This is a genomic window from Streptomyces sp. NPDC004629, assembly GCF_042873595.1.
Lineage (GTDB): Bacteria > Actinomycetota > Actinomycetes > Streptomycetales > Streptomycetaceae > Streptomyces.
Genome location: NZ_JBIALO010000033.1, coordinates 61,461 through 76,896 on the forward strand (window position 1 = coordinate 61,461; position 15,436 = coordinate 76,896).

Here is a 15,436-nt window from a genome sequence, read left to right on the forward strand (position 1 = left end):
GGCCCCGCAGCGCGACCGCGCCGCGGGGCCCTCGGCGTGTCCGCGCCCGCCCCGCGGCGCACCGGCTGTACCGCTCGCGGACCTCAACCACCGGCAGTTCGCAGGCACTTGGCGGGCAGCTTCGAGCCGAGCGCGTTGACACCACAACTGGTCTAGTCCAAGTTGAAGGAACCTCAGTTCGATCGTCGTGGCGATCTGGGATTCAGCCACTCGGCCGCTGAAGAACTCGATCCCTGGAGTGATTGCATGCCGACGCATGCCCCCTATCTGTACCGCGCCGCCTCGCAGCGCCCCTACTTCAGTGCGGACGGCGAGAGCTACCTCGCACAGACACCGCTGCGCGACCTCGACAAGTCCCGCCCGCTGCGCGTGCTGTCCGAGGAGGACTTCGCCTTCTGGCAGACGTACGGCTACGTCGTCGTCCGGGACGCCATCTCGCCCGGCGCCGCGAAGAGCCTGCTCGCATTCGCCTGGGAGTTCCAGGGCCTGGACCCCGACCGGCCCGAAACCTGGTACGAGGAACGTGAGTTCCGCTCGGAACTGGACCGCGATCTGCACGTCTACGGATTCGTCGAGGCGTACCACCACCAGCTCATCTGGGACAGCCGGCAGACCCAGCGCGTCTACGATGCCTTCGCCGACGTATGGGACTGCGCGGAGCTGTGGGTCACGCTCGACCGGCTCAACCTCAACCCGCCCAACCGGGGCCCCCGTTCCCGCTCCCTCATCGCACCCACCGACGAGGGCTTCGACATCGAGCTGCACTGGGACGTCGACACCACCCTCGGCGTGCTGCCACAGCGGGTGCAGGGCATCATCGCCCTCAACGACACCCAGCCCGAGCTGGGCGGCTTCCAGTGCGCGCCCGAGTTGTTCCGCCAGTTCGAGCAGTGGCGCATCGCCCAGCCCGCGGACCGCGACCCGATCAGGCCCGCGATCGACCGCTCCGAGTTCCCGGTGGTGCGGCCCGATCTCCAGGCCGGCGACCTGCTGATCTTCAACGGCCTGCTGGCGCACGGAGTGGCGCCCAACGCCTCCGACAACGGTGTCCGGGCCGTCCAGTACCTGTCGATGATGCCGGCGCTGGAAGAACACGAGACACTGCGGCACTCCCGCGTCGAGTCGTGGCGGACGCTGAGCACCCCGGACTGGAACGCGACGCTGCTCGGCGACGCGGCCCGGCCCGAGGCGCTGCGGTACGGGCCGGCCACCCTGAGCGACCTGGGCCGCAGGCTGCTGGGACAGGAATCCTGGAGCGGACGGGCGTGCGCCGAGTGAACCACGTCGGACGCCCCGACCGGATCTGTCTGGCCCTGCCCACGAACCGGGCGTGCTCCGCCACCATCGCCGCCATCGGCGAGGAGGCGGCGTACGCGGCCCGCCACTTCGACGTCGAGGTGCGCCTGCTGATCCTCGACTCCTGCGACGACGCCACCCGGGCCGTACACGCCCGCGCCGTGGCGGAACTCCCGGCCGTCCCCCATGTGATCGTGCACCACCTCGGCGAGGCGGAGCAGCGGGACTTCCTGCGCGGCGTGCTCCAGCGCTCGGGCGTCGCCGAACCCGGCGCGATGCTCCGGCTCCTGCTGCCCGCCGACGTCTCCTACGGCGCCTGCACGAACCGTGCCTTCCTGATCGCCGCCGCGCTCGGCTGCCGCTCCGTGCACCGCAGGGACTCGGACAGCACCTACCAGGCCCTGGACGGCACGCCGGTCTTCCCCATCCACCACGAACTGCGGTCCCTGGGCAGGCCCGCGGCCGAGGCGTCCGCCGGCGTGACCGAGATGCTCCTCGAACCGGCCCACGCCGAGCGGCCCGTGTCCATGGTGGGTTCCTCGTTCATCGGCGAACTCTCCGTGGACATCGGCGAGATCGCCCGCCTCGACCCGGGCGTCTACCACGACGTCGTGAGCCTGTGGGCGCCCGTCGACTGGCCGGAGAAGAACAAACGGCAGCTGGTCGAGGAGTCGTTCACCGGCGCCGGCTCCGCCCGGTTCACCGAAGACCACTCGACGCTCACCGTCGTCGACCCCATGCGGGTGGACATGTGCAACATCAGCTTCGACCACGAGGTCTACGAGCGCGTACCGCTGCCCCCGGCGACCAGCACCATCGGCAGCGACTACTTCCTCATCCACCTGGTCCACGACGCCGCGCTGCCCGGCGTGCTGCACAACCGCACCATCGAGAACTTCTACACTTCGGAGCGGCGCACCGACGCCGGGTTCGTCGCCTACCAGACGCGGTTCGTGAAGTTCCTGCTGTCCATGCTCTACTTCAACCACGTCTACGCCCGGATGGCCGCGGCGGGCGACGCGCTGCTCGACCACCGTGGGCACGTCCGGGCCGACACCGTCGTCGAGTTCCTGCGCGAGAGCACCGGCCTCGACCGCTCCGAGAACGTGTGGCGGCTGGACCGCGTCGACACCGCGTACCGCAAACTCGGCGGCCGGTACGAGGCGTTCGCCGAACTGCTGGCCACGCGCCGGCAACAACTCCTCGACGAGGCCGAACGCGACATCGAGGACTTCGCCCTGCTGACCGGCGCCTGGGCGCGGCTCGTGCACGCGGCCCGGGACCAGGGGCCGGGGAGCGCGGGCGGGTGAGCGTGCACCTGTCCCCGCGGCTGTCGGCCGCCCTCGCCCGCGCCACGTCGGACCGTATCGTCTACGACCTCACCGGGATCGAGCACCACTACGAGCAGTTGCTGCGGGAACTGCCGCAGGTCGCCGTGCGTTTCGCGCTGAAGGCGTGCCCCGTCGACGAGGTGCTGGCCTGCCTCGCGGGGCGGGGCGCCGGCTTCGACGCGGCGAGCCCCGCCGAGATCGTCCAGGCCCTGCGCACCGGTGTGCCCGCCGACCGGATCCACTACGGAAACACCGTGAAGTCCGACGCGGACATCGCCGAGGCACACCGGCTCGGGGTGCGCACCTTCGCCACCGACAGCGTGCAGGACGTCGCGGCGATCGCCGCCCATGCCCCGGGCGCCCGGGTGTTCTGCCGGCTCGCCACCAGCGGCGAAGGCGCGCTGTGGGGCCTGAGCCGCAAGTTCGGCTGCACACGCAACGACGCGGTGCGGGTGCTGTCCGCGGCAGCGGCGGCCGGCCTGACACCGGCGGGGCTGTCGGTGCACGTCGGCTCGCAGCAGATGACCGCCGACGCCTGGCGGCAGGCGTTCGACTCGCTCGGTGACGCGATCACCGCGCTGGACGGGCGGGGCATCGCGCTCGACCTCGTCAACCTCGGCGGCGGACTGCCGGCGCTCGGCTACCTCGACCGGCAGGGACGCCCGCTCGAACCGCCGCTGGACAAGATGTTCGCCGTCATCCGCGACGGCATGGAGCAGCTGAGGCACCTCAGCCCCGCCCCCCTCGGCTTCGTCATGGAGCCGGGCCGCCATCTGGTGGCCGACCACGGCGCCGTCCGGGCGCATGTGTACCGGCTGACCAGCCGCGAACAGCCTGCCGGGAACGACGGGAACGACGGGAAGGACGGGAGGGACGGGAGGGACGGGAGGGACGGTGACAGAGCACACTGGCTGTACCTGAGCTGCGGCAAGTTCAACGGGCTGTACGAGATGGACCAGTTGCGCCACCGGCTCGTCTTCCCCGGCCACCGGGACGGGGACCGGGTGCCGGCGGTGATCGCCGGACCGACCTGCGACAGCGACGACGCCTACGCGAGCGGACACCACGCCACGCGTGTGCCGGCCGCCGCCGCCTCGGGCGACCCCGTCTGGATCCTGTCCGCCGGCGCCTACGCCACCAGCTACACGACCCGGGGATTCAACGGATTCCGTCCGCTGCCGTACACCTGCGTGCGCGACGGACACACCGGCCCCGTCACGACCGTGGAGAGGACGCACTGATGGGCCACCCGCCGCGCGTCCGTGCCATCGCCGACGCCGACTGGCCGCACGTCGCCGCCCTGGAAGCCGACACCTACGCGGGCAGTTCGCTCACCGAGGGCCCAGCCGCCCTGGAGTCCCGCGGCCGGGCCTCGCCCGGCACCTGCTTCGTCCTCGACCTGGACGGCCGGATCGCGGGCTATGTGCTCGCCCTGCCCTACCCGATGTTCCGCTACCCCGACCTGACCCGGCCGGAGCGGCTGACGCACCACTCGCGCAACCTCCATCTGCACGATCTCGTCGTCGCCGAGCCGTTGCGCGGCAGGGGCCTGGGGCGCCGGCTGCTGCGCCGTCTCACGGCCGTCGCCGCCGCCCGCAGATACGAACGGATCTCGCTCGTCGCGATCGACGGGATGGAGGGTTTCTGGCGGGCCCACGGCTACCGGACCCATCACGAGGTCCACGTACCGCCCGGCTACGGCGAAGACGCCGTCTACATGTCGACAGGGGTGCCCGTGAGCCGGCCCCTCGAAGAGGAGGAAGCGGGTTGACGACCACCGTCCGCGTCCACGACGCGTCGCGCCGCGCCAAGTGGGCCATCGCCGCGCTGTTCTGCTTCCTCGGATTCCAGTACGCCACCTGGGCCGCCCGACTGCCCACGCTCAAGAGCGAACTCGGTCTGTCCGAGACGGAACTGGGGCTGCTGCTGATGGCCTGCGGTGCCGGGGCCGCCGCCTCCTTCCCGCTGGTCGCGTACCTCATGCGGCGGATCGGCTCCCGGCGTCTCGCCCTTGTGTCGGCACTCGTCCTCGCGGCGCTGCTGGCGCTCCTGTCCGTGGCGCCGAACTACCCGGTCGCCCTCCTGATCATCTGCTGTGACGGCGTCGGCGTCGGCGCGCTGAACGTCGCCATGAACGCGCAGGGCGCCGAGCTGGAGACGAGGTTCCGGCGCACCGCCATGTCCCAGCTGCACGCCACGTTCAGCGCCGGGCTGCTCGGCGCCGCGCTGCTGGCCTCCGGGGTGAACCTGGTGACCTCGGCCGTCACGGCGCACTTCGCCGTGGCCGTCGTCCTGCTGATGCTGTTGCTCGGCTACGCCCGGCCGGGGCTGCTCACCGAGGCGGCGCGGCAGCCGGCCGACACCGCCGGGAAGGACACCGGTGCACAGGCACCCGAGGGGGCGAAGAAGCGCCGTCCGGCGCTGACCGTGCCGTCGCGCATGACGCTGTGGATGGGCTGCGCCATGGCGTTCGGCACCGTGACCGAGGGCTCCATGAACGACTGGTCCGCGCTCTACATGAAGGACGTCGCCAAGGCGTCGGAGACGGTGGCGCCGATGGGCATCGCCGTCGTCTCGGTGATGATGCTGGTGGCCCGGGTCTTCGCCGACCGCTGGCGCACCCGCTGGGGCGACGGACGCGTGGTGCGCGTCGGCAGCGCGGTGGCCGGCATCGGTCTGGCGCTCGCCCTCCTGGCCGGCGGGGTGGTGCCCACGCTGGCCGGCTTCGCCTGCGTGGGTCTCGGCGCGGCGGCCGTCACACCGTGCGTGTACGTGGCCGCGGCGGCGAAGGGGTCCGACGCCCTGGCGCTGGTGGCCGCGATGGGCACCACCGGGCTGCTGGTGGGTCCGGCCCTGATCGGCTTCATCGCGGGCGCGGCCGGCCTGGTCCCGGGCATGGCCGCGGTGGCGGCCTCCGCGCTGATCGTCTGCCTGTCCGCGACGCGGATCCGCTGGGGCTCCCTCGTCCCGGCGGTCGCCGAGTGACTGCCGGCCGGTGCGCACCCGGACACGGCGGCCCCGGGGGCCCGGCGGTGTCCGATTCGTTCAAGGCGGCGGCCGGGCGGTCCCCCTAGGGTTGCCGCCATGGACACCACCGGCGTATCCCGTCACCTCGGCATCCACATCGACCGCTCCGTGACGGACGTCTACGCCTGTGCCCGCGACCCGGCCAACCTGCCGGCGTGGGCGCTCGGCCTTGGCGGCTCCATCGAGCGGATCGACGGCCGGTGGGTCGCCGAGTCCGCACCGATGGGCCGGGTCGTGGTGACGTTCGTGGCCGCGAACGACCTGGGTGTTCTCGACCACGACGTCACGCTGCCCTCGGGAGAGACGGTCCGCAGCCCGCTCCGGGTGATCGCGGACGGCGCGGGCAGCGAGGTGGTGTTCACCCTGCGCCGCAGACCGGGGACGACCGACACCGAGTTCCAGCGGGACGCCGACATGGTCCTGGCCGACCTGCGCCGGCTCAAGAACCTGCTGGAAACCACCACCGACCGACGGTGAGGACCGGCCGTGGCATCGCTCGGGGGTCTGACTGCGGGCGCACGCCATGGCCGATGCGCGGCGCGCCGCGCAGCAGGGTGCCGACCCGGGCGGGCGGTGCCCGGCGCCGGGCTACGAGGGCAGCAGGCGTTCGACGGTCTTCTCCAGGCGGGGCAGGGCACGCTGTCCCATCAGGGCCAGCGCGATGGACGCCGCGACGCCGAGCCAGGCGACGGGTCCGAGCGGGGTGCAGCCGAAGAAGCGGCTGACCCCCGGGGTCTGCACCAGCGCCGCGAGCACCACGGCCGAGCCCAGGGAGGTGAACCGGACCAGGCGGCTGTCGCGGCGGTCCAGCAGGGTCTGGGCGAGCTGCGCGCCGACGACGCCGCACAGGGCCATCGTGCTGGAACGGCGGGCCGTGCCGGGCGTCCAGCGGCCGATCAGCCAGGCCGTGACGGCGCCCAGGCACGTGGTGAGCGCCCGGTGGCGGATCTGCGTGAGCAGCGGAGCGCCGAGCATGGCCGACGCCGCTTCGGGGGAGTTCACGGACCGCGCCTGCGAGGGATCTTCGGTCTCCTTGCGCGTGACCGCGACCGCCATCGCCGGGAACAGGTCCGTGAACAGGTTCACCAGCAGCATCTGGCGGGTGGACAGCGGCGCCCTCCCCGACAGCAGCGTGCCGACCAGGCCGAACCCGATCTCCCCCGCGTTGCCGCCGATCAGGATGGCGATCGCGTCGGCGACGCTGCGCCACAGTGCGCGGCCCTCCCGCACCGCGTCGATCAGGACCGTCAGGTCGTCGTCGGTGAGGACCAGGTCGGCGGCGTTGCGCGCGGCCGACGAACCGCGGGCGTTGATGCCGACGCCGACGTCGGCCGCGCGGATCGCCGCCGCGTCGTTCGCGCCGTCCCCGACCATGCCCACCACGCGGCCGGCGTCCCGCAGCGCCTCGACGACCTTGAGTTTCTGCTCGGGGGCGACCCGCGCCACCACGGTGGTGTCGCGCAGCATGCGGGCCCTGGCCGAACGGTCGGCTGCCGCCAGCTCGCTCCCGGTGATGACGGCGGTGTCCTCGGGCCAGCCCAGCGCTAGCGCGATCGACTGCGCGGTCTGCGGGTGGTCGCCGGTGAGCATCACCGGTCGTACGCCGGCTTCGCGCAGGCCCCGCACGAGCGTCTGGGACGTGTCGCGCGGGGTGTCCGCCAGCCCGAGCAGACCGGTGAACTCCAGGTCGCCCAGATCCTGTTCGAGCACGTCCTCGGGGTCCTCGCCCGCGCCCAGCCGGCGCCGGGCGACCGCCAGGATGCGCAGCCCGTCCCCGGCGAGGGTCCGCGCCGCCTCGGAGATCCGCTCGGGTAGCCCGGCGCACGCGGGCAGGACGGTCTCCGGGGCGCCCTTGACCACCAGCAGGCGCGGGCCCCGACCGGCCCGGCCGACAGCGGCGGCGTATCCGCGGGCGGCCTCGAACTGCCGTCCCTCCGACTGCGCCCAGTCCGGGTCGGGTCCGGTGGCGTCGAGCACCGCCTCGTCCGTGGCGTGCACCGGCCGGTCCGAGCCGCCGTTGAGGCGGGGGCAGGCCCGCGCGGCGACGCGCAGCGTGTCGGCCGCGGCCGGGTCGTCCACCGGGTGGACCGTGCCGTCGTGGTCGGTCGCCTTCGCCAGCCGCAGCCGGTTCTCGGTGAGGGTGCCGGTCTTGTCGAAGCAGATGGTGTCCATGCGGCCGAGCGCCTCCAGGGCCCGTGTCGTGCGCACCAGCACCCCGCCGCGGCTCAGCCGCCGGGCCGCCGCCAACTGCGCCACCGTGGCCACCAGCGGCAGACCCTCGGGCACGGCCGCCACCGCGACGGCGACCCCGCCGCTGACCGCCTCCCGGACGGAGGTGCCCCTCAGCAGCGCGAGAGAGGTGATCGCGGCTCCGCCGGCGAACGTCAACGGCAGGGCCCCGGCGGTGAGTTCACGCAGCCTGCCCTGGACACCGGCGGCCGGCGGGGTGCGGGCGGCGAGCCGCACCGCACGGGATGCCTCGGTGCGCTCGCCGGTGTCCACCACCACGGCACGGGCGTGCCCGACCGTCACGGTCGTGCCCTCGAACACCATGGAGCGCCGGTCGGCGACCGCGGCGTGCGGGGTCGGCTCGGTCTGCTTCTCCACCGGCAGTGATTCCCCGGTCAGCGCCGACTCGTCGACCTCCAGGCCGTCCTCCCACAGCAGCCGGGCGTCGGCGGGCACGACATCGTCGGTCTGCAACTCGATGACGTCTCCCGGTTCCAGGTCGGCGGCGTCCACGGTGTGCGGCTCGGCCCGGACGCTCGGGGCGAGCCGCGCGGTCCGTTTCTGCTGGGCGAGCAGCCCGGACACGGCGCGTTCGGCGCGCAGCCGCTCGATGCCGCCGACGAGCGCGTTGAGGTCGAGGGCGCCGAGGACGAGCAGGGCGTCCACGACCGAACCGAGGATCGCGGAGGCCGCCGAACCGACGGCCAGCACGGGGGTGAGGGGATCGTGCAGTTCGTCGCGTACGGCCTTGGCCAGACGCACCGTCCACCACGCGGGGGTGAGGACCGCGGTGTGCGACGCGGCCTGTGCCGCTCGGTGGGCCTGGGCCGACGCCTGTTCCAACGGGCGGTGCCCCGCGGCCGGTCGGTGCTCCAGCCGGTCCAGGGCCTCGTCCGCCTCCATCTCGTGCCAGTGCACCCGGGGGAGCGGCATGGGCGGGCGGGCCGTGGCGACGCCGAGCGCCGCGCGGGCGGCGGTGAGCAGTGCGGTGGCCGCCGCGATGTCGACGGGGGCGTGCCGCAGTCCCGGCAACGCGGAGCGCCGTCCCCGGCCGCCCTTCGCCCCGCCGACGGCCACCAGCAGTCCGGACAGCGCGGCGCCGGAGCGGGCCAGGGTCTGTGCCCGGCCGCCGACCCGACGGGCCGCCGGTATCGCGGTCAACACCCGCCACACGTCGCACAGTCCGTGCAGGGCGAGCACGTCCGCACCCCAGACGACGGCGCCGCCCGCGTCGGTGAGGGCGCAGGCGATGTCACCGGCGAGCAGCCCGTCCAGCACGACGTGGCTGTCGCGGGAGCGGATCCGGGCGACGGTGATGACGGCGCCCGCGTCGTCGCCGAGCCCGTGGACCACGTCGTCCAGCGGTCGCCGTGCGTCCACGACCTGGTCGGCGAGGCCGGTGAAGTCCTCAAGCGCGGGGTCGTCCACGAGGACGATGTGCAGTCCGGCCCGGCGTGCCGCGTCCAGCACGGGTTCCGCCCACGGGTCGGCCTCTCCCCGTTCGGTGCGCAGCGCGCTCGGATGCAGCACGAGTGTGCCCGCCATCTCCAGTTCCCGCAGCCGCTCCGGCTCGCGGGCGAGGACGCCCGATCGGGCGAGCGCGGCACCGAGCAGGGCGTGGAAGGCGGCCGGCCCGTAGCGCGCGGCCTTCGGCGATCCCGAGAGCACCGCCTCGGCCGCCTCGGCGGCGTCATGCTTGACCAGCAGGGTCACCGCCGCTCCGAGCACACTGCCGAGCGAGGCGTGGGTCGCGTAGTTCTGGGCCGGGGAGACGCGCAGGGCGGGGCGCGGGGTGCCGCGGTCCGCGATGCTGATGCGGTCGGGCCCGCTGAGCTTGTCGTGGTGCGTGTCGAAGAAGGCCGCCCGGGACACGGTGTCCGCGAGTTGGCAGGCGCGCAGCGCTCCGTCGAGCAGCAGCGAGGCGGGTGTCTGCCCGGCCCCGTGAGCGAGGGCGTTCGCGCAGGTCAGCGTCATGTCCATGCCGAAATGGCCGATCCGGGCGCGCAGCAGGGCGCGAAAGCGCGGATTCTCCCGCAGCAGCGTCACGACGGCGGTGACCACGCGGGACGACGGCGGCAGCCGCAGGAAGTACGCCGTGACCGCCGCGCCCGTTCCCACCGCATCGGCCGCGAGCAGGGCCGCCGCCGCGCGCACCCCGGCCGGATCGGCCGGATGCGTGGTCTCCTCGGGACCGCCGTCGGCCGGGGCGAGCCCGCAGCGGTCCGCCAGCCGCAGCGCGTGCTCGACGACGTCGTCGCCGACCGCGTCCTCGGTCCCGGTCACCACCAGGCGGCCCAGACCGTCGTCCCAGTAGGCGAAGAGCACATCCGGGTGCCGGCTCACCTCCTCGGCCAGCCGACGGGCGGCCCGGCGCGTCCGCTCGGCCGACTGGTCCGGGTCCGCGGGCCGCAGCGCGAGATGGGCTCGCGCGCCGGCGCGCCACTGTGCCGCGGACCCGGGCAGTGCGGTACGTGCGACCCGGGCCACCCGGACCGCGCGGTCCATGCCCCGCACCCCGGCGCGGGCCGTGCCGGCGATCGCCCCGGCGGCGATTCCGGCCGCGGGCGCGGCCGCCCGCGCCAGCAGCCACGGCGCCGTGGGCAGTGCCCGGACGGCGGCCGACGGGGCGGTCAGCAACCCCAGAACCATGACGCATCACTTCCCCAGGGTCGCGGCTCAGCGGGTGGTGCGCCCTCGCTTCGCCGTCGTCGTACGGGCGCTCGTGGCACTCCTCGTTGTTCGCGTGGTTCGCGTGCCCGTATCGCTCTTGGAGGTCGTGCCCCGCGGGGCCGCGGACGCGGTCTTCTTCTGTGCCGGCGTCGACTTCTTCTGTGCCGGCGCGGTCTTCTTCGGTGCCGGTGCCGGTGCCGGTGTCGCTGCCCGGCGGCCGGGGCTCGCGCGCCGCGGAGCGGTGGTGGTCGCCGTCGGCGCCGCCGAGCCGGCGCCGGCGCCGGTCGCCTTGCCCTCGGCCTCCTTGCGGCGCGCCTGGGTGAGCCAGACGACGGCCGCACCGGTGAGGGCGACGGGCCATTCGACCGCGCCGACCGCCCCGAGCACCCCGGCGCCGACGTAGACGGCCAGCCGCCGTCCGCGGGGCGACACGGATTCGACCTTGTCCAGTATGCCTTCGCCGGCCTTGGTCAGCGCCTCGGCGCCGGGCACTTTGCGCACCGCCGAGGCCGCGGCGCGCAGGGGCGCGACGGGGTCCGAAGGCGACTTCTGCTCGGCCATGACCGCTCCTTGCCTGCGGTGGTATCGCTTGCCTCCTGCCGAGTGCCCCGAAACACGCACCCGTCCCACCGCGCACGAAGGTCGTTTTCACCGGGTGCCGCCGTGGATACTGGCCGGGTGATCCACCTGCTCGAACAGTCGTCGGCCGTCCCCGCCGAGGTGCGCGACTACCTGGAGGAACTGGTCCGGCGCACGAGCGCGGTGTGCGGACCCCGGTTGGTGAGCGTCGTCGGCGTCGGCTCCCTCGCGCTCGGCGACTACCGGCACGGGCGCAGCGACATCGACGTCACCGTCGTGGTCGACCCGGCGCTGCCGCGGCCGGCGCTGCGCGAGTTGGCCGGGACCCTGGCCCACCCCGGACTGCGCTGCCCCGCGGCCGGCCTCGAACTGGTCGTCTACGCGGCGGACTTCGCCGCCCGGCCGGCCGGCGAGGCCGGGTATCTGCTGGACCTCAACACCGGCGCGTTGCTGCCGAACCGGGTCGGCTTCGACGCCACCCGTTCCCCCACCTTCTGGTACGTCATCGACCGTTCCGTCGCCCACCAGTGCGGTGTCCCGCTGTACGGCCGGCCCGCACGGGAGGCGATCGTCGCGCCGCGGCCCCCCGAGCTGCTCACCGCGATCCGCGCCTCCCTGCGCGAGCACAGCGACGGCGAGGGGCACCTCGCGGACAACCGCGTCCTCAACGGCTGTCGCTCGGTGGTGTTCTGCCGTACCGGCCGCTGGCAGGCCAAGCGCGCCGCGGCACACGAGATCGCCACGGCCGAGGCGGACTTCCGGCCGCTCATCGAGGCCGCGGTGCGCAGTTTCGAGCGCCCGCGCGCAGCCGCAGAGCCCCTTCCCGGCGCCGCGGTGCGGGCCTTTTTGACCTGGGCGCGCGAACGCGTCGACGAGACCGCACGGGCGGCCGGGATCTGAGGGACCCGCGTCAGCGGGCCTGCGGACGTCCGCGCTCGCCCGTGGCCCGCGGGGTGCGGCGCCGGGCCCAGCGCGGCGTCCAGACGTCGGTTCCCGTGTGCTCGGGGCGCAGCGCGGCGAAGTGGTCGCGCAGCGCGCCGAGGGCGGGGTGCCGGTTGTGGGTGTGCCACAGCAGGGAGTGCGGGTAGACCGGCGTGGGCCGGTGCAGCGGGATGCGCCGCAGGTCGTGGCCGACGGGCCAGACCAGCGGTGTCCGCTCGCTGAGGAAGGTCGCCAGGGTCGAGGACGCGGCGATCGTGTCGAGCAGGGCCTCGACGCCGAAGTTGGGTCCGACCGTGTCGATGGTGAAGCCGAATTCGGCGGCCAGCTCGTCGTAGTACGCGGTCCACTCGGTTCCCGGGGCGTTGCCGGGCATCCAGATGCGCTGCCCCGCCAGTTGCGCGGGGGTCACGGCGCCGGCGGTCGCGAACTCGTGGTCCGGGCCGGTGAACAGCTGGAGCGGTTCGTCGTAGACGGGTGCGGCCTCGATGTCGTCGGGCAGCTTGTGCCCCGGCATCGCGACGGCGCGGAAGGTGGCGTCGATGGCGCCGGACCGCAGGGCCGCGACGGCGGTGTCCGCGTCGAAGAGGGTCACCACGTCGAGGGCGATCTCGGGGTGCGCCCGGTGGAAGTCGCGCAGATTGCCCGCAAGCGAGAGCCGGCGCCCGATGACGTCGACGCGCAGCGCGCGCCGGCCGGGACACACGGCGGCGACGGCCCGGTCACGGGCTTGCAGGAGATCGCGGGCGTGCGGCAGGAAGACCTGCCCGTCGATGGTCAGCCGGGCCCCCTGCGCCGTGCGGGTGAACAGCCGCACGCCGAGGTCCTTCTCCAGCGTGGCGACGCGCTTGGAGACGGCCTGTTGAGTGAGGGACAGGTCGACGGCCGCCCGCTGGAACTGCCCTGATTCCGCGACCGCGACGAAGGTGCGCACAGCGTTGAGATCCACGCGGCCACCCTAGCCGCACAACATCCGGTTGTGCCGTGCCGGTCCGAGGGTTTGTGCGCTCCGCCGGCCCACGCTCGTTCTGACGGGACCGATGGGCCGGTTCCGTCCTCGACTCTCGACGGAACCGGCGGACTACCGCGCGGTTGCACAACTCATAGTTGTGTCATCCCCCTGGGGGCGATGGGGGTCACGCCCGTGCGCGGTCACCGGGGCGGCGCGCCGCAACCGGCCCTACCGGTCGCGGAGTTCGGGCGGCAGGGCGGGAGCGGGCACGTTCTGGAACGCCACGGGGCGCCGGAACCGGTCGATCGCCGCCGTGCCGACGGACGTCGTGGTGGGCGCGGTCGAGGCCGGCCAGGGGCCGCCGTGCTGCTGGGCGTCGCTGACGGTGACCCCGGTCGGCCACTCGTTCCAGATGACGCGTCCGGCGTGCTCGGCGAGCAGTTCCAGCATCCGCCGTCCGTCGTCGTCCGGGTCGGCGCCGCCCTGGACCGTGCCGGTCAGGGTGCCCTCGAAGTCGGCGAGCGCGGCCTCGACGTCGGCCAGGGCCGCGTACTCGACGAGGAGCGAGGCGGGCCCGAACACTTCCGTCGCAATGAGCGAGGGGTCGGCGCGGACGGCGTCGGTGGTGGTGCGCAGCAGGACGACGTCCGGGTGCCCGTCCGCTCCGGGCGCGCGCAGCGCCACGGTGACCCCGTCGCGTGCGGCGAGGCCGTCGAGCGCGGCCGTGTAGCCGGCGCCGATGTGCTCGTTCAGCATCGGCCCCGCGGCGAGGGACGGCAGCGCCGCGACGAAGGCGTCGGCGTCGGGGACGAACACCACACCCGGCTGCGTGCAGAACTGGCCGGACCCGAGGGTGCAGGACGCGGCGAACCCGGCGGCGATGTCCGCGGGCCGTTCGGCCCAGCCCGCCGGGGTGACGACGACCGGATTGGTGGAGCCGAGTTCGCCGTAGAAGGGGATCGGGTCGGGCCGGGCGGCGGCCAGGTCGAAGAGGTGCCGGCCGCCGCGCGTGGAACCGGTGAAGCCGACCGCCTTGATGCGTCGGTCGCGCACGGCGTCCGCGCCGGTCCGCTCGCCCTCGATGAGCTGGAGCAGAGGGGCCGGGGCGCCCGCGGACCGGAGCGCGTCGGCGGCGACGGCCGCGGTGAGCCGGGACAGCTCCGGATGCCCGGGGTGTGCCTTGACGACGACGGGGCAGCCGGCCGCCAGGGCGCTGACGGTGTCCCCGCCCATGACGCTGAAGGCGAAGGGGAAGTTGCTCGCGGCGAACACCAGGACGGGGCCCAGCGCGACCATGGTGCGGCGCAGGTCGGGGCGCGCGCCCATCGGCCAGTCGGCGTCCGCGTGGTCGACGCGTACGTCGTCCAGGGCGCCGGCGGCCAGCCGCTCGGCGAACAGGCGGCACTGGAAGGTGGTGCGGCGCAGCTCTCCCGACAGCCGGGCCTCGGGCAGATGCGACTCGCGCCGGGCGACGGGGACCAGGCGCCCCGCGGCGGCGTCGAGCGCGTCGGCCGCGGCGGTCAGCCAGCGTGCGCGGTCGGCGGGGCGGGACCTGCGGGCCGCTGGTGCGGCGGACGCGGCCCCGGCCAGCACGGTGTCGAGCGGTTCGGTGGTGGGCGGGGCGGGGTCGGCGGGGGTGGCACGGGGTGCGGTGGTGCTCACGATGGGCCTCGAAAAGGGTCAGGTGACGATGTCGTGGGAGGCCATGTCGGCCAGCGTCCACTCCTCGACTTCGGTCAGGTGGATCGCGGCGGCCTCCTGGGCGGCGCCGATGTCACGGGCGGCCATGGCGTCCAGGATCTCCAGGTGCCGCCGGGTCGATCCCGCGAGGCGGTGCGGGCCGGTGGCACCGAGGACGCGCAGCCAGTACACGAAGGGTTCGACCGACTCGCGGGCCGCGATCAGCCGGCTGTTGCCGGTGCTGGCGATGATCTCGCGGTGGAGGCGGGTGTCGCTGGCGAAGAACGGTTCGTAGTCGCCCCGCTCGGCCGCCCGGATGGCGGCGACGGCCTCGTCGCGCAGGTCGGCGATCTGCTCCAGCGGCATGGCCTCGGCGGCCACGCCGGTGGCCAGCCACTCCAGCCCCTTGCGCAGTTGGCACACCTCGTGCACGTCGTTGCGGGTGGGCCGGGTGACGAATGTGCCGGAGCGCGGCCGGGTCTCGACGAGCCGGTCGTGCTCCAGGCGTTGCAGGGTGTCGCGCACCGGGGTGCGGGAGACGCCGAACTCGGTCGCCACGGCCTGCGGGTCGAGCCGGGAGCCCGGGGCGTAGACGCCGGTGGTGATCCGCTCGCACAGGATCGAGTAGAGCTGCTCGGAGATCGACTCCACGACGAGCGGGGTGGTGCCGCGGCGGCTGTGGACGGACGGGGTGGCCATGATCGCCCTTCTTCTCCAACGGTCGCTGCGGCGC

Annotated in this window: 12 protein-coding genes; 7 read left to right on the top strand and 5 right to left on the bottom strand. The window is 74.0% G+C overall.

Going from position 1 to position 15,436, the window contains the following annotated elements; translation table 11 throughout:
* Positions 1 to 246 precede the first annotated feature (246 nt).
* The 6 genes from ACFYTE_RS35220 (at position 247) to ACFYTE_RS35245 (ending at position 6,131) form a co-directional block, all read left to right on the top strand.
* Positions 247 to 1,278, top strand: a complete 1,032-nt coding sequence (locus tag ACFYTE_RS35220; protein ID WP_388719414.1) for a phytanoyl-CoA dioxygenase family protein — start codon at positions 247 to 249, stop codon at positions 1,276 to 1,278.
* On the top strand, positions 1,275 to 2,606 hold the full coding sequence (locus tag ACFYTE_RS35225) for a DUF6271 family protein (RefSeq protein WP_388719472.1): 1,332 nt from the start codon (positions 1,275 to 1,277) through the stop codon (positions 2,604 to 2,606). Before ACFYTE_RS35220 ends, ACFYTE_RS35225 begins: the two co-directional genes overlap by 4 nt.
* Positions 2,603 to 3,868 (top strand): alanine racemase, encoded by a 1,266-nt coding sequence (locus ACFYTE_RS35230; RefSeq protein ID WP_388719416.1) that lies wholly within the window; start codon positions 2,603 to 2,605, stop codon positions 3,866 to 3,868. The genes ACFYTE_RS35225 and ACFYTE_RS35230 overlap by 4 nt, the downstream gene beginning before the upstream one ends.
* Positions 3,868 to 4,398 carry a GNAT family N-acetyltransferase gene (locus tag ACFYTE_RS35235; RefSeq protein WP_388719418.1) on the top strand — a complete coding sequence of 177 codons (531 nt, stop codon included), beginning with the start codon at positions 3,868 to 3,870 and terminating at the stop codon, positions 4,396 to 4,398. The genes ACFYTE_RS35230 and ACFYTE_RS35235 overlap by 1 nt, the downstream gene beginning before the upstream one ends.
* Positions 4,395 to 5,612 carry an MFS transporter gene (locus ACFYTE_RS35240; RefSeq protein ID WP_388719420.1) on the top strand — a complete coding sequence of 406 codons (1,218 nt, stop codon included), beginning with the start codon at positions 4,395 to 4,397 and terminating at the stop codon, positions 5,610 to 5,612. The genes ACFYTE_RS35235 and ACFYTE_RS35240 overlap by 4 nt, the downstream gene beginning before the upstream one ends.
* A gap of 99 nt (positions 5,613 to 5,711) precedes the next feature.
* Positions 5,712 to 6,131, top strand: coding sequence for an SRPBCC family protein (locus ACFYTE_RS35245; RefSeq protein WP_388719422.1), 420 nt, complete (start codon positions 5,712 to 5,714; stop codon positions 6,129 to 6,131).
* A 111-nt stretch (positions 6,132 to 6,242) separates the two neighbouring features.
* Here ACFYTE_RS35245 and ACFYTE_RS35250 read toward each other — a convergent pair whose 3' ends face one another.
* Together ACFYTE_RS35250 and ACFYTE_RS35255 are read right to left on the bottom strand one after the other, a co-directional pair.
* Positions 6,243 to 10,532, bottom strand: coding sequence for an HAD-IC family P-type ATPase (locus ACFYTE_RS35250; protein ID WP_388719424.1), 4,290 nt, complete (start codon positions 10,530 to 10,532; stop codon positions 6,243 to 6,245).
* A 27-nt stretch (positions 10,533 to 10,559) separates the two neighbouring features.
* Positions 10,560 to 11,114 (bottom strand): hypothetical protein, encoded by a 555-nt coding sequence (locus ACFYTE_RS35255; protein WP_388719426.1) that lies wholly within the window; start codon positions 11,112 to 11,114, stop codon positions 10,560 to 10,562.
* A gap of 117 nt (positions 11,115 to 11,231) precedes the next feature.
* Here ACFYTE_RS35255 and ACFYTE_RS35260 point away from each other — a divergent pair, with 117 nt between their 5' ends.
* Positions 11,232 to 12,032, top strand: a complete 801-nt coding sequence (locus ACFYTE_RS35260; RefSeq protein ID WP_388719428.1) for an aminoglycoside adenylyltransferase domain-containing protein — start codon at positions 11,232 to 11,234, stop codon at positions 12,030 to 12,032.
* 10 nt (positions 12,033 to 12,042) lie between these two features.
* Here the strand turns inward: ACFYTE_RS35260 and ACFYTE_RS35265 are convergent, their stop codons facing one another.
* From ACFYTE_RS35265 to ACFYTE_RS35275, 3 genes are all read right to left on the bottom strand, one after another.
* The gene (locus ACFYTE_RS35265) at positions 12,043 to 13,020 is read right to left on the bottom strand and encodes a LysR family transcriptional regulator (protein ID WP_388719430.1); all 978 of its coding nucleotides are present in this window, start codon (positions 13,018 to 13,020) and stop codon (positions 12,043 to 12,045) included.
* Between the two features lie 231 nt (positions 13,021 to 13,251).
* Positions 13,252 to 14,685, bottom strand: a complete 1,434-nt coding sequence (locus tag ACFYTE_RS35270; protein WP_388719432.1) for an aldehyde dehydrogenase (NADP(+)) — start codon at positions 14,683 to 14,685, stop codon at positions 13,252 to 13,254.
* Between the two features lie 18 nt (positions 14,686 to 14,703).
* A complete protein-coding gene (locus ACFYTE_RS35275) occupies positions 14,704 to 15,402 on the bottom strand; it encodes a GntR family transcriptional regulator (protein WP_388719434.1) in 699 nt (232 codons plus the stop codon).
* Between the last annotated feature and the right edge of the window lie 34 nt (positions 15,403 to 15,436).